General features: G+C 38.6%; 14 protein-coding genes, 1 other RNA gene and 1 pseudogene. 3 read left to right on the plus strand and 13 right to left on the minus strand.

The window, feature by feature from the left end; translation table 11 throughout:
- Positions 1–299 precede the first annotated feature (299 nt).
- The 6 genes from ED2_RS09345 to ED2_RS09370 all read right to left on the minus strand — a co-directional run bounded on the left by ED2_RS09345 (position 300) and on the right by ED2_RS09370 (position 5,267).
- Entirely contained in the window at positions 300–983 is a 684-nt protein-coding gene (locus ED2_RS09345) for an HD domain-containing protein (RefSeq protein ID WP_005875826.1), read from the minus strand.
- A 21-nt stretch (positions 984–1,004) separates the two neighbouring features.
- Positions 1,005–2,501, minus strand: coding sequence for a carboxypeptidase M32 (locus tag ED2_RS09350; protein ID WP_005875828.1), 1,497 nt, complete (start codon positions 2,499–2,501; stop codon positions 1,005–1,007).
- A gap of 32 nt (positions 2,502–2,533) precedes the next feature.
- On the minus strand, positions 2,534–3,697 hold the full coding sequence (locus ED2_RS09355) for a THUMP domain-containing class I SAM-dependent RNA methyltransferase (RefSeq protein ID WP_005875830.1): 1,164 nt from the start codon (positions 3,695–3,697) through the stop codon (positions 2,534–2,536).
- 133 nt (positions 3,698–3,830) lie between these two features.
- An RNA gene (gene rnpB / locus ED2_RS09360) (RNase P RNA component class B) lies at positions 3,831–4,206 on the minus strand.
- 19 nt (positions 4,207–4,225) lie between these two features.
- The gene (gene gpsB / locus ED2_RS09365) at positions 4,226–4,639 is read right to left on the minus strand and encodes a cell division regulator GpsB (protein WP_005875832.1); all 414 of its coding nucleotides are present in this window, start codon (positions 4,637–4,639) and stop codon (positions 4,226–4,228) included.
- Between the two features lie 88 nt (positions 4,640–4,727).
- Complete coding sequence (locus ED2_RS09370) at positions 4,728–5,267, minus strand: SLOG family protein (protein WP_005875834.1); 540 nt, start codon at positions 5,265–5,267, stop codon at positions 4,728–4,730.
- A gap of 62 nt (positions 5,268–5,329) precedes the next feature.
- Here ED2_RS09370 and recU point away from each other — a divergent pair, with 62 nt between their 5' ends.
- From recU to ED2_RS16395, 3 genes and pseudogenes are all read left to right on the plus strand, one after another.
- Complete coding sequence (gene recU / locus ED2_RS09375) at positions 5,330–5,977, plus strand: Holliday junction resolvase RecU (RefSeq protein ID WP_016176713.1); 648 nt, start codon at positions 5,330–5,332, stop codon at positions 5,975–5,977.
- Positions 5,967–8,303 (plus strand): PBP1A family penicillin-binding protein, encoded by a 2,337-nt coding sequence (locus ED2_RS09380; protein ID WP_005875838.1) that lies wholly within the window; start codon positions 5,967–5,969, stop codon positions 8,301–8,303. Before recU ends, ED2_RS09380 begins: the two co-directional genes overlap by 11 nt.
- Positions 8,304–8,523: 220 nt before the next feature.
- Positions 8,524–8,643 (plus strand): annotated as a pseudogene (locus ED2_RS16395) (DUF3788 family protein); the annotation flags it as partial.
- Between the two features lie 64 nt (positions 8,644–8,707).
- On the opposite strand, the gene nth reads toward ED2_RS16395, so the two are convergent.
- The 7 genes from nth to ED2_RS09415 form a co-directional block, all read right to left on the minus strand.
- On the minus strand, positions 8,708–9,370 hold the full coding sequence (gene nth / locus ED2_RS09385; RefSeq protein ID WP_005875840.1) for an endonuclease III: 663 nt from the start codon (positions 9,368–9,370) through the stop codon (positions 8,708–8,710).
- A gap of 1 nt (position 9,371) precedes the next feature.
- The gene (locus tag ED2_RS09390) at positions 9,372–10,073 is read right to left on the minus strand and encodes a DnaD domain protein (protein ID WP_005875843.1); all 702 of its coding nucleotides are present in this window, start codon (positions 10,071–10,073) and stop codon (positions 9,372–9,374) included.
- A 240-nt stretch (positions 10,074–10,313) separates the two neighbouring features.
- Complete coding sequence (locus ED2_RS09395; protein ID WP_005875845.1) at positions 10,314–10,601, minus strand: DUF5960 family protein; 288 nt, start codon at positions 10,599–10,601, stop codon at positions 10,314–10,316.
- A gap of 352 nt (positions 10,602–10,953) precedes the next feature.
- A complete protein-coding gene (locus ED2_RS09400; RefSeq protein WP_060789773.1) occupies positions 10,954–12,306 on the minus strand; it encodes an NADH oxidase in 1,353 nt (450 codons plus the stop codon).
- Between the two features lie 293 nt (positions 12,307–12,599).
- The gene (locus ED2_RS09405; protein ID WP_005875849.1) at positions 12,600–13,028 is read right to left on the minus strand and encodes a Fur family transcriptional regulator; all 429 of its coding nucleotides are present in this window, start codon (positions 13,026–13,028) and stop codon (positions 12,600–12,602) included.
- Positions 13,029–13,226: 198 nt separating this feature from the next.
- Positions 13,227–14,153, minus strand: coding sequence for a cysteine synthase A (gene cysK, locus ED2_RS09410; RefSeq protein WP_005875851.1), 927 nt, complete (start codon positions 14,151–14,153; stop codon positions 13,227–13,229).
- Between the two features lie 146 nt (positions 14,154–14,299).
- Positions 14,300–15,181, minus strand: a complete 882-nt coding sequence (locus ED2_RS09415) for a glucosaminidase domain-containing protein (protein WP_016176714.1) — start codon at positions 15,179–15,181, stop codon at positions 14,300–14,302.
- Between the last annotated feature and the right edge of the window lie 115 nt (positions 15,182–15,296).

The raw sequence follows: 15,296 nt of genomic DNA on the forward strand, positions 1-15,296 counted from the left end.
CCGCCAAAAGTCAGTTTTTTCGGAAATTTCAAAAAAAAGAGAGCGTGGGACAAAACTAAAAATCAGTTTTGCCACAGACTCTAAATCCGAATAAACGGTGGGAACAGAGACACTCGTTTGAAAAAAATACTCAACCATTTGAAATGTCGTGTCCGTAAAATCCATCTTGTTTCTTGTGTATCAGCATCGTTGTCCAAGATTCAAATAGCTTTCACAATTATACTGGCAACCAGCAAGATAATTCTAAAAACAAAGTTGAAAGCCGAGGTTTGTTTCGGCTTTTTTTGACATGCTCTTCATCAGTATGACTTTTTTACCCAATTATCCGGTGTAAAATCCGGATCATCAATGCCCCACTCATTAAAAAATTCGACTAAGAAATCACGCATAAAACGTTCTCGGCGCTTCGCTTCTTCTTTGCCATATGCTGTATTCATCAAATCTGGTAATAAGAAGAGCTTTTCGTAAAAGTGATTGATAACAGTTGATCCCTTACGGTAGTCGGCTTTATTGGTATAATTTGTCGGCTGGATTTTTGGATCAAAAATCGGGTGGCCATGTCCTCCACCAAAATAGGCTGTTCGCAAAATGCCGATCGCTCCTAATGCCTCGATCCGATCTGCATCCTGAACGATTTGACCTTCTAGTGATAGCACTGGCGCCTGTTCAGATATCCCTTTTGAAAAAGACATATTTTCAATGATGAAGAAAATTGCATCAATCGTTTCTTTTTTTAAATCGATTGCTATTAGAAAATGTTTTAATTCTTGTTTCGCCACTTGTTCATCTTGAACAACTTTATCATCGATCGTATCATGCAGATAAGCAGAAGCAAGCGTGATAAATGGATCAGCTTGAGGTTCAGTCACTAGGATCTTTTTAGCTAACTTGACCACCCGTTTCGTGTGGTCACTTCCATGACCCGTCTGATCATTTGCCAACTGATTCATACTATATTCAGCAATTTGAGCTAGTTTTTCCATAAACGATACTTCTCCTTGTTTTTAATCGACTTGGTAGACAGAAAAATAAATTTTTTCCATGTAATCGATCAAATATTGAGGATTCAATCCTTCATTTGTAGCATCCTGGATCAATTGAGTTGGTTTACGTGACGCACCGTATTGATGGATATGCTCTTTCATCCATTCTTTGATCGGTGAATAATCATCTGAAGCTAAGATTTCATCAATTGATTGTTCTTTTTCCATTGCATGTAGCAATTGTGCTGCATACATATAGCCTAATGCATAAGATGGGAAGTAGCCAAAACTAGCCCCTGACCAATGGACATCCTGTAAGATACCCTCTACATCATTTTCAGGACGAACACCCAGATATTCTTCATATTTATCATTCCAAATTTCTGGTAATTCTTCAATGGCTACCCCTTCATTAAAGATCATTTTCTCGATTTCATAACGAATAATGATATGCAACGGATAAGTTAAGCTATCTGCTTCGATCCGTATTAAACTAGATTGTGTTTTTTTCAATGATCGGTAAAAATCATCAAAGGAGATATCATCAAATGTACCTTCTGCACATTCTTGGAAAAATGGATACTGTTTCTCCCAGAAATTGCGGTTGCTTCCAATAATGATTTCATTGAAAAGGGATTGTGACTCGTGGATTCCCATAGAAGTACCTTGATAAATTGGCGTATATGCATATTTTTCATCGATATCCTGTTCATACATCCCATGACCAGCTTCGTGGATCACACCAAAAACTGCCATTTTGAAATCATGCTCATTCCAACGTGTAGTGATCCGTGCATCATTATGATTGATACCAAGCATAAAAGGATGGATCGTATCATCTAAACGGCCTCTTGAAAAATCATAGCCTAATTGCTCAATGACACCGACTACGAATTTTTCTTGTTGTGCCTTTGTCATTTTACGCGTAAGGAAATTCGTTCGTGGTTCTTGTCCTTTTTCGTTTATGGTTTGACGAATCTTGAGGATTCCCGCTTTTAACTGATCAAATACCCGATCTAAGATCTCAACGGTCATCCCTGGTTCATATTGATTCAACAAAACGTCATAGTCCGTTGCTTCGTCTTTTTTCCAATAAGGAATCAATTCTTTTGTCAATTCGATATTCTTTGTTAGCGCTGGTTGGAAATCCGTAAATTTTTTCGATTCACGAGATTTTTGCCATTGAACTTGAGCGCTAGAAGTTGCAGCAGTTAATGCCGTCATCAGTTCTTCTGGCACTTTATATTCTAACTCATAGTCTTCTTTCACTTTTTCAAAGATGACTTTTCCTGTTTCAGACAATTCATCAGGATGTTCAGAAAAGTAATGAATGGCTTCTTTGATTTTAGGACCGATTTTTTTTGAGAAATAAATACTATAGAGATAGCTATTTACTTCACTTCGCTCATTACTTGCCTTTTCAGGCATCCCTGTTTGGATATCCCAATCCAAAATCCCTAAGGCTTGTTGCAGTAGATTGATTTCTTTTAGTTCTTGTAGCAATTCCTTTTCCTTCATTACTAATTCCTCCAAACATCCATTTTTATTTTTTACGCTTCTTTACTTTTTCTTGGAGGACGCGTTCCCCAATATTGAAATAGATCCGTACGCAAAGCACCATTATATAATTTACGCTTTTTTGTTGCTTTTTGTCCGTAATATTCTTCAAAGGCAAGATCACTTGTCAAAATATACTTGCTCCATGTTTTGAGTGGTCGGAAAACATCGCCCATTTCTTCATACAAACGTCTAACTGTTTCTTCTTCTCCAAGACGTTCCCCGTACGGAGGATTTGCAACGATCACGCCATATTCTTTTTCAGTCTTGAAATCCTTCACTGCTCGCTGTTTGAAGGTAATTGAATCCCCTAAACCGATCTCTTCAGCATTTGCCTGAGCAATTTCGATCATTCGGCCATTGATATCTGAGCCAGTGATATCTAGTTCGATGTCATAATCTGCTTTTTCTTCTGCTGCAGCTCGTACATTTTTCATCACTTCGTTGCTGAACCAATCCCATGATTCACAGGCAAATTCTCGGTTGAATCCAGGTGCGATATTGTGACCGATCAAAGCTGCTTCGATACAAATCGTTCCAGAACCACAAACGGGATCATAAAATGGACGGTCTTTTCTCCAATTCGTCAGCATCACTAGGGCAGCTGCCATATTTTCTTTTAACGGCGCGCCACCTTTTTCCAAACGATAGCCTCTTTTAAACAAGCTTGGTCCAGTCGTATCTAAAGTAATCATCACATGGTCTTTCAACAACGCAACCTCTAATTGAAAATGCGCACCTGTTTCCGTTAATGGCACTGAAGCTGGTCGATGATAGTACGTACGTAGACGATCAACGATGGCTTTCTTAGTGATTGCCTGACAATCGGGGGTACTGTAAAGCTTCGATTTGATCGATTTGCCCGCCACTGGGAATTCGGCATCTAGTGGAAGAAAGTCTTCCCATGGTAAAGCTTTCACATTCTCGAACAATTCATCAAAAGTAAACGCATCAAACTCACCAACAACGATTTTTACTCTATCCGCAGTTCTCAACCACAAATTGGCTGTCGCGATCGTTTCCATCGTTCCTTTGAATCTGGCTCTCCCATTTTCGACTTCGCACTCGATTCCCAAATCACGTAACTCTTTTCCGACCAATGCTTCTAGGCCGCTTGCAGCCGTCGCCACAAGATTAAATTCTCTATTAATGTCCATATCATTCTCCTTATTTATAAGAAAAGCTGAACGATTCGTCCAGCTTTTGAAAAATCAAAACGAAAGTTTAATCTCAAATGTTAAAAAAACCTTCACAACATGGTTGGAAGGTATTCCCTGTTTTATTGCGGTTTTCTGTAAGCCATGTTTTGTACGTCCTCCTTTTCAGGGAAGAAAGGAGAACGTGGTAACCATCTATCTGCAGTTAACCTGCCCTTTTGTCTCGTTCTTAATTCCCCGACAAAAAGCGCCCCTACCGTTGTTTGGGTTGCTCGCTCGAGGGGTTTACCGCGTTCCACCGAATAAGTTTCCCTATTCGCTTCGTCACTGTGGCACTTTCAAGGATACTAAAGCATAGTCATATGACCTTAGCTCGTTTTCCTGCCGTTACTCCCGAAAGAGTACCTTAGCTTATTTTTTCGCTAAGCACGAACACTACAGACATCACAGTCTGTGCGAGCATGGACTTTCCTCAGCCTGATCAAGTCAGACCGCGATTACCCGAAAACCGCAAAGATCGTTCATTTGTTAGAATTGACGAGTTTTTTCATTATCATCGTCATCACTTACATTTGTGTAGTTATTTGGATTTGGTTGGGAAACTTTTACTGCTGCTTGTTGATCCAATTTTTTTCCAAAAACTTCACGTTCAAGATTTGACAAACGTTTCAAGATATCGAAATTCGTTACTGCTGTGCTCTTAGGTGTTTCAGTTTGTTGCACCCGTGTTGGAGCAGCTCCTTGAGTTTTTGATAATTGAGCGATTTTTGCGCTCAACTTATCGTTTTCTTCTTGTAAAGCAAGGAGTTCTTTGCTGTAAGTTTCATAATCTTTGATAATATTGTCTAAGAATTCATCGACTTCAATGGGGTCATATCCACGCATTTTTGTTTTAAATTCTTGTTGTAAAATGTCTTTAGGACTATAAACCAAGTTCGTCATATTTACACCTCTAGTTCTCATTTACATAATAACATTTCTACTTTCTCATTGTATCGGAAAAATATTGATAAATCAAACACTATCTCATTTATTCACTGAAATTTTGTAAATCGTCCATACTGATCAAACGAATTTCATAGGGATGTTCTTCTTGATATTTTTCTGCATCCCTTAAAAAATACTGGGTTTTCCCAGGAAATTCTTCGTCATAAATCAATAGACAACCATCTGTGTGTTCAAGGAGAAAACGGGTGTGATTTCTTAATTGATTTGGCGACTGGTAGGGCTGATGACTTACAGCTTCAACATAGTCAGAAAGTTGTTCTGCTAGTCTTTTCTTTTCTTGATTGTTTTCATTCCAATTGCTACCGAATGCCATGAAAGGATAAATGATCCCTAGATGCAACTCGGGGTAATCAAGTTTCAATTCTGCTACGATCTCCGTTGCCCACAATTCCACACCAAGGTTCCCACTTACAATGATCCATTCCAATCCTTCTTCTGCTAATTGCTGGATCTCTCTTTTTAAGACTTTTTTAATAACTGCTACTTTGGGATCATTTTCTTTAAATACACCAAGTTCAAAACTCCGATATCCCGAAAAGTAAATGACTTTTACACTATCCATCTCAGTTTCCTTTTCTTTCTCTCTCCTTTTTTGCTATAATATGGCCTAGGAGTGTGATTAAAATGGTTTTACGCTATCCGAATGGCCAACCATACCATAAGAATGCCTCTTTAGAAGAGAAAATTCAAGAAAAAAGAAAAGCACCGATAGAATTCGGCAACCGAGGTATGCGTTTTGAAGAAGCAATCAACGAAAGTAATGAGTATTACCTTGCACGCCAAATAGCTGTTATCCATAAAAAACCAACACCAATACAAATCGTTAAAGTAGATTATCCTCGACGTAGCGCCGCTGTTATTAAGGAAGCATATTTCACCCAAGCTTCCACAACAGATTATAACGGTGTATATCGAGGTTTCTATTTGGATTTTGAAGCAAAAGAAACGAAGAATAAAACTTCTTTTCCATTTAAAAACTTTCATGCGCATCAAATCAGCCATATGGAAGCTTGTCTGCAACAAAATGGGATTTGTTTTGTCTTATTATGGTTTTCATCTTTGAAGCGCTGCTTTTATTTAAATAGTACACACCTGATCGACTATTGGCATGCTCAAAAGGAAAACGGTAGGAAATCTCTGCCGCTCTCTTTGATAGAAAATTTGGGGATCGAGATCCAAACTGGCTTTTCGCCACGTATCCCTTATTTAGATGCAGTCGATCAGTATCTCTCAACACTAACTATTGAAGGAGAACACAAGAATGGCCAATGAACAAACTAGAACTTCCAGACGTAGCAGTACCCCTTCTTCTAAAAAAGGACCGAAGAAGTCTGGAAAAAAACCTAGGAAAAATACGAAAAGCCTGATTGCACGAATCTTTCTGATCGTGCTGTCACTAGCATGCGTAGCATTTTTAGCGGGAGTCGGACTTTTCTGGTTCTACGCAAAGGATGCACCTGCATTGACTGACAAGGCGTTAGATGCCACCGTCTCTTCTAAACTTTATACCCAAGATGGTGAACTGTTCGAAGACCTAGGTGCAGAAAAACGCGAAAAGATTTCTGCAAATGAATTACCAAAGACGCTAGAAAATGCAATCGTTTCTGTCGAAGACCGAAGATTTTATAAACATATCGGGATCGACCCTGTACGGATCATTGGTTCTGCTGTCTCAAACTTTACTTCTGGCGGACTGCAAGGAGGAAGTACTTTGACACAACAATTGATCAAACTTTCTTACTTCTCGACAAACGCTTCTGACCAAACATTAAAAAGAAAAGCACAAGAAGCTTGGATGGCTGTGAGGTTAGAACAGAAAAAATCAAAACAAGAAATATTGACTTATTATGTGAACAAAGTATATATGTCAAATGGACTATACGGCATGGAAACTGCCTCAGAGATGTATTTTGGTAAGAAGCTAGGCGATTTATCTTTACCACAAACTGCATTATTGGCTGGAATGCCGCAAGCACCATCTGCCTATGACCCTTATCAGTATCCTGAACAAGCAAAGAAGCGTCGTGATACTGTTTTGTACACGATGTTGCAAAATGACAAGATTTCTCAAACCGATTATGACAATGCGGTCAATACACCGATAAATGAAGGTCTCCAAGAATTGAAAAAAGAGGCAGATAATTCAAAAATCGTTGATAACTACGTAAAAGAAGTCATTAATGAGGTCCAAGAAAAAACAGATAAGAATGTCTATACTGACGGTCTAGATATCTATACGAATTTAGATTTAGATGCACAAAAACAACTTTATAACATTGTGAATACGGATGAATACGTCAATTACCCGGACGACAAAATGCAAGTTGCATCGACACTGATCGATACCAAGACCGGAGAAGTGAAAGCACAGATCGGTGGTCGCCATGTTGCAGATGACGTGACTCTAGGAATGAATCTAGCAGTGAATACTTCACGTGATTTCGGTTCTACAATGAAACCTGTCACTGATTACGGCCCTGCATTCGAGTATTTAAAATACTCAACTGGAAAAATGATTACTGACGCTCCTTATAACTACGAAGGAACTTCGACTCCTGTTGGTAACTGGGATAACAGCTATCTAGGTACGATCACATTAAGACAAGCATTATATCTTTCTAGAAACGTCCCTGCCGTAAAACTATTTAATGAAGTCGGCTCTGATAAAGTAAGCTCATTCTTGAAGGATCTGGGCATCGAGTACAGTACGATCCATCAGTCAAATGCAATCTCAAGTAACACAGAAAAACAAGATGGGACAAAATATGGTGCATCATCACTGAAAATGGCTGCTGCCTACGCTGCTTTTGCCAACGGCGGAACCTATTATAAACCACAATATGTCAATAAGATCGTCTTCCAAGATGGCACTGAACAAACGTATGAACCTGAAGGAAAAACTGCCATGTCACCAGAAACTGCCTATATGGTCACTGATATCCTAAAAGATACGATCACACAAGGAACTGGATCGAATGCACTCATCCCTGGACTTTTCCAAGCTGGAAAAACTGGGACATCTAACTATACCGATGAGGAATATGCAAAAATAGGTCTTTCGAGTGGCGTGTATCCTGATATTTTATTTGCCGGCTACACACCAAATTATGCGATTTCTGTTTGGACTGGATACAACGAGAAGCTAACGCCTGTAACATCCGAATCTTCTCATGTAGCTTCAGATGTTTATAGAGAATTGATGAAATATGTATCGGCAAATGTGACAAATGAAGATTGGGAAATGCCAAGTGGACTTGTTCGCTATGGTGGCGAGTTATACTATCGAGATCAAGTGAACAATACGCAAAGAAGAACCACACCGTCAAGTACAGTTCCATCTTCGACTGTTACAATACCAGAAAGTTCAACATCTTCTACTACTGAAAGTACTACGACTCAAAGTTCAACAGAAAGCACGACATCTAGTCAGAGTTCTGAGTCATCAAGTAGTAGTGAAACATCATCAAGTACTGCACCTTCATCATCAAGCAGCACTCCGCCGGCATCTAGCTCATCGGCACCACAAGAGTCCTCTGAGCCAACGACGCCGTCAAGTAATGCGAATGAATCACAAGCTAGTGGCAGTTCAGCTGGATGATATGCTTAATAAAATCCAGGGATTCGCAAAAAACAATGCGAATCCCTGGATTTTGCTCTACATATAAGGTAAGCAGACAACATGGTTTCAATAAGTCTGTTGCTACCGTTTATACAAATCGAACGAGGTCGAGACAAAAGTGTTTCTTACTTTTGTCCCACACTCGTTTTTTGATATTCCCGAAAAAATTGACTTTTGGACGACGTTTATTTGAGAAAGGCTGGGACAGAAGTGTTTAACTCCGAGAAATAAGAAGAAATGAACGAAAATTGCTTTTCAAATTTTTGTGAATTTCGGCTTATTTCCGAAGGAGTTGCTTCTGCTCCCGCCGTTTATTCGAGAGTCTGTAGCAAACCTGATTGTTAGATTTGCCCCACATTCCTTCGATTTTTATCGTTCGATCTTCATGACTTAGCTTTATTATGCAACTTCATCCTATTTTTACCTTCTTGGCACATATCCAGTAGCGGACATACTTCACAACGCGGGTTTCTTGCCGTACAATGATACCTGCCAAAAAAAATCAAGGTATGGTGTGTTTTCACCCACAAGTCTTCTGGTATTTTTCTCATGAGCGTTTCTTCTACTTCTAGTACCGAAGCGTTCAATTTACAGATTCTCAGACGTTTTGACACTCGTTCGACATGTGTATCGACAGCAATCGCTGGGATACCGAATGCATCCCCAAGGACAACATTGGCTGTTTTCCGCCCTACTCCAGGCAATGATACCAATGCTTCTCTAGTAGTTGGCACTTGACCGCCAAAGTTTTCGATCAGTTGTTGTGCGCATGCTTTGATATTTTTTGCTTTGTTTCGATAAAGGCCGATCGTCTTGATTTTAGGAATGATTTCTTCAACCGAAGCAGCCGCTAAGTCTTCAGGCGTAGGAAATGCCTCAAACAGGGCAGGAGTTGCTTTATTTACAGAAACATCAGTGGCTTGGGCACTCAAGATGACTGCTATCAGTAATTCATAAGGGTTGTTATGTTGTAATTCACCATGAGCCTCAGGAAACATCTGATACATTTTTTCAATTGCTTCCATGGTTTTCTGCTTACTTAACATATTAGTCCTCCAACCAGTTTTTCAATGATACTTTGGGAAGCTCCTCTTCTTGTTGATTTGATGAGTCCACTTCTTTTTGCAAAAGCTGTTGCTTTCTTCTTTTTTGATCTTCCTCTACTTGCTGTTTTGTCTTGAGATTTTTACGCTCCCAAGACAACAAAATCCGATCTACATAATTGAAACTGTATGCCTGGTTCAAGACAGCTTCACGTAATGCTAGTTTGATGATCTCTGGTTGGTAATGATCTTCTTCAAGCCATTGACCGATCCGCTGAAATTCAATCGCAGACAGAGGCCGCCCAAACTCTTGTTCAAACATCTGGTAGACAGACTGGACTTCTTTCTCCTGACTCATATCTTCTAGTTTACGGCTTTGTTTTTCCAAAAAATCTCCCAGAACATCATATATCGGATAAAGGTCATAGCGATCCACTTTCTTACCATCGATCGTTTCTGTTTTGATATTTATAAAGCCATTGCTGACTAATCGATTCAATAGTTGATAAATACGGTCTTGCTTGACACCCATGTTTAGAGCAATCATCTGCAGATCTGGAAATGAATCACCTTCTAGCTGTGCCATGTGTATCTGCAATATAAATAAAAATTCTTCTGACTGGAGTCCAATCCGATGATAATTTTTTAGCAATAAATTCGATATGATCGTTTGACCTGATTTTAAATAATTTTCTAAGTTCAACATGGTTTTTCCTCCGCTTCATTCTCAGTATACGTAAAAAAATTAAATGAAGCAAGTGACCATCCCCTTGGGTAATTTGGTTTATTTTTTTGCTTTTATTTCGCACCTTTTCACTTTTCGGAATAAATAAAATGGATTTGGTGTTCCGGTTTCTATAAAAATTGACCTGTCTATTTCAAAAGTTTTTTTGAAATAGACAGGTCAATCGATTCCCTAGCTTAGCTATAGCTAAAAGCATTATTTTTAAAAATCATCTTCCGTTTGTAAAATATAGGGTTCGCCTTCGTAAGTATATTCTGTGTTCAACGTTCCATCATTTTCATCTGAATAGATACGGCGAGAAAATGGGAAGCGGTGAGATACGCCATCCTTTGCTTCTTCTGCAGGCATCTCATAATAATCTTCTTGTGTCTGATTCAATTGGTTGATTATCTTATCCGCTAGCGACTCAATCGTCACATCTTTTTGCGCCGCTAATTGTTGATAATCCTCCATAAATGCCTCTTGTTGTACAAAATATTCTTTTTCCATCTTACTATTCCTCCCCATCAATCATTCTTGACGATCCATGTTCGTTTATCCATGAGTTGTCTTTCTCTACTTATTTTGGCAGAAAATCCTTTAGAAAACAACTAATTCGTCACACTCCCCTGATTTTAAAAAAAGAAGAGCATGGGACAAAAGTAAGAAACACTTTTATCTCATGCTTTAAAAACGAATAAGCGGTGGGAGCAGAAGCAACTCCTTCTTAAATAAGCCGAAATTCACAAAAATTTGAAAAGCAATTTTCGTTAATTTCTTCTTATTTCTCGGAGTTAAACACTTCTGTCCCAGCCTCCCTTCATCATTAACTAAAACGAAAAAATACACAGGTGCCTTCTAACTATTGTGCTGTTTCAATTTCGCCAAGAGCTGCTTGAGCTAATAAGTTCAAGTAGTTCCAAGGGCGATCAAAATGTGGTTGGAAGAAAAAGTCAGAAAGTGCTAGATCTTCGACGGTCATTTTATTTTGAACAGCTAACGACATCGTATTCGCAGATTGCGTAATATCGTATTTAGACATAAATTGAGCGCCAACGATACGGTTCGTTCCTTTTTCATAAACTAATTCCATCATGACTTTTTCAGTCGTTGGCATAAACTCAGGACGATAATTGTCTTCAAAGATAGTTGCTTCTACATAAAGATTATTCATAGGTGCACTTTCTTTTGTCACACCTGTTGAACCAATCGTCCACCCAAATAAATAAAGTCCAGACGTACCTTGTGTACCACGATAGGCCATTTTATGTTCCGTTAGATTATTTCCTACAAGCAAACCTTGACGTACTGCATTCGTAGCAAGAGGAATATAGTTTTGTGTTCCACTTGGATTGTAATTCACTACCGCAGAGTCTCCAGCCGCAAAAATATCTGGGTCACTCGTTTGCATGTACTCGTTCACTTTAATGGCACCATTTGGCAATGTATCTACTTTACCCTTGATCAGAGTAGTATTCGGTCTAAACCCAACACATAGAATAACCATATCTGCATCAAATGTTTCTTTTGGTGTTGCAACTTGTTTTACTTTGCCGTTGTCATCTGCAATAAATTCAGAAACATTTTCTCCCAAGGCTAATGTGACACCTCGATCGACAAGTTCTTTTTCAAGGATATCTGTGAATGGTTTATCAAGGTATTTGTTAAGAATACGATCAAGTCCATCGATCAATGTCACTTGTTTACCTGATTCAACAAATGCTTCGACCAATTCGATCCCGATGTAGCCTCCACCTACGATCACTACGCGTTTTGCTTCTTCAGCCTTGGCAATGATCTCATTCGCTTGATTATAATTTTTACATAACAGAATGTTTTCTGATTCGATTCCTTTGATTGGTGGAATGATTGGCCATGAACCTGTAGTCATGACTAATTTATCGTAAGAAACGGTTTCAACTTCTCCCGTATTCAAATCTTTCGCTGTCACTTTTTTATTTTCAGTATCTACATCAGTGACATCATGTTCCATTTTTACAGTTGCCCCTAAAGAATGAAGCTCTTCAGGATTAGAATAGAATAAACCGGCTGGGTCTTTTACTACACCACCAACATATAATGCGATCCCACAGGATAAAAATGAAACATTGTCATTTCGCTCATATACCGTAACATCTGCTTCTGGATGATTTTTTAAGATACTTTTTACGGCTGCTGTTCCTGCATGTGTGCAGCCAATTACTACAACTTTCATATGTGAATCCCTCCGATTAACGTTTTGTCCTTTGACAAACTTCACTATATCAAAAATAAAACGGATACAACAGTTTAATGCTTGTGAATTCACAAAGATAAGCTTGTTGTATTGCAAGCATTCTTTTAGATAAACACCGATTTAATAGCTCTGCTTATGTGAATAAACACACAATTGTCCTTTAGTTTGTGAATGATTAAGAAAAAAATAAAAAAAGCTAGTGACTTTTTTGTCAAACTAGCTTTTTTAACTTGGTTCATCCATATTTGTTTACTGTCCTAAGCAACCCAAAACTACTTCCCCTTGCATTCTGGGCAAAGACCATATAATTCTAAACGATGTTCTTTGATTTCGAAGTCAGTTAAGCGACTTGCCGCCATTTCGATATCTTCCAAGCCAGGATAATGGAAATCCACGATTTTCCCGCAGTTTTCACAAATGACATGATAATGACGTTTTGAACTGAAATCGAATCGACTAGATGCATCCCCATATTTCATCTCTTGTACGAACCCGATTGAGGTAAACAATCTCAAATTGTTATATACCGTTGCGACACTCATATTTGGAAAACGATGCTCCAGAGCTCGATAAATCTCATCGGCTGTTGGATGAGAATGATGTTCGATCAGGTATTCTAGCACCGCGTACCGCTGAGGTGTAATTCGTATATTTTCTTTTTTTAACTTACCAATTGCTTCTTCGACTATTTTGTTCTCCATTTTTTAAACACCCCAAAGTTGTTATTCTCGTCTTATCATACTATTTTTATTTTTTAAAATCTACTTTCGTGAAAAGAAATTTCAAAATAATTAAAATATTGCGAAAAAAGGCGTAAATCAAGAATGAATCCCTCTTTTTACGCCTTTGACTCTATTATTTTATCCTAAACACTTATTTATCATCAACTATCTTTTTTATTAAAGTTCTTGATACAACGGTGTAGACAAATAACGTTCTCCATTATCAGGAACGATAGCCAATACTTTTTTGCCTTTTCCTAAAAGTGCAGCTTCTTTGAGTGCCGCTGCAATTGCTGCTCCAGAAGAAATCCCGACTAAAATGCCTTCTTCTTTCCCAACACGTCTCGCAGTCTCCATTGCTTCGTCACCTTTGATGCCAACTACCTTATCATAAACAGAGGTATCTAGTGTACCAGGAACAAAACCTGTACCGATTCCTTGGATTTTATGTGGTCCCGCTGCTTTCCCTTCTAAGATAGCAGATTCAGCAGGTTCGACTCCAACGATTTCAATTGATGGATATACTCGTTTTAACTCTCTACCTGCCCCAGTGATTGTTCCACCTGTACCGATCCCAGCTACAAACGCATCTAGTCCATTGACGCCAAAAGCTTCTTGGATTTCATGTCCTGTTGTTTTTTCATGGATCGCTGGATTCGCTGGATTTTCAAATTGAAGTGGCATGAAATAGCCGTGTTCTTCTGCTAAGCGTTTTGCTTCTTTGATCGACCCACTGATTGCTTCTGATCCTGGAGTCAAAATCAATTCTGCTCCATAGCCCTTCATCAATAACCGACGTTCCATACTCATCGTTTCAGGCATGACAATAATCACTTTATACCCTTTAGCTACCCCTACCATGGCTAAACCAATACCAGTATTACCTGAGGTTGGTTCAATGATCGTATCTCCAGGTTTCAGTATTCCATCTTGTTCTGCTTTTTCAATCATACTTAATGCGATCCGGTCTTTTACACTGCCGCCAGGATTAAAAAATTCAAGTTTCACATAAACTTCCGCTGACCCTTCAGGAACCAAGTGGTTTAGCTTGACGATCGGGGTTCTCCCAATCAACTCTGTAATTGAATGATATAATTGTGTCATGTGTATATTCCTCCTCATCTCGTCTTCTTCTTTATCATAATACAAATCAGAAGCTTCTGGCGAATAATTCGTCTTTCCTATTATAATACAAAAAAGCAAAGAAATATCATTTTAGACATTTCTTTGCTTATGAATAATAAGTAAAGCTACACATTCAACTCTTGACCGACTAGTAAAGAATAGTTGGACATCGACATTCCATTTTTGGCCATTAGATCGTCAACAGACATTCCGTACTTTTGGGCGATATCCCATAAAGTATCTCCTGAAACGACCGTATAAGTACCACCAGAAGATGCAGTTGATTTGCTACTCGTTGTCGTCGTTTTGGTTGTACTTGTTGTCGTTGTAGTACTTGTTGAAGACGATGTTGATCCGGTAGATGGTGTATCAAAACGAGTTAAATTATACGTATTAATCAATGAGTTCAATTTTGTACCATAATCAGGATCAGTCGCGTATCTACCTGTCAAATAGGCAGTCGCATCATAGAAACTAGTCGTATTGCTTTTCCATACGCCAGAATAATGATAATCGCCAGTTGAAAAACTAGTCGAACGTAAAACATTCGCGTGATCTTGGAAAGACTCCCAATAAGAAGAATATTTGCGGAAAGGTTCATTCATCGTTACCCATTGTCCATCAATATATTCTTGCGTAGCCATATAAACAACCTGCCCACCATAACTACCTTTTACACCGAATAGATTATAATTCGAAGCACTGGATAATCCTGAAGTTCCATAAGCACTTTCCAATAATGCTTGGGCTATCATTACAGAAGCGTACAAGTCATTACTTGCAGCCACTTCTGAAGCAGACCAACCAATTTGATTGATAAACGCTTGAGGATCAGTTGTATTTTGCGGCGCTTGTTCGTCTGCACGTACATGTTGTGGTGCTGCTGTAACCATCATTGGCCCAACGAGCAATGTTGTTCCTACTAAAGGAGCAATTGCCTTTTTATTAATCACCAAAGTTCTTTTACTTTTCTGGTGTCGGGCACTGCGGGTTTTCAGCTCTTGCATTCGAATTCCTCCTCAAAAAAATAAAAAACTCTAAATAAAATTTTCTATCTTTAAACAAACTTAATTAATTAAATTATACTTTTAAATTTCAGGAAACTCAAACTAATCTTAATAA

Source organism: Enterococcus durans NBRC 100479 = LMG 10746 (assembly GCF_001544215.1).
Taxonomy (GTDB): domain Bacteria; phylum Bacillota; class Bacilli; order Lactobacillales; family Enterococcaceae; genus Enterococcus_B; species Enterococcus_B durans.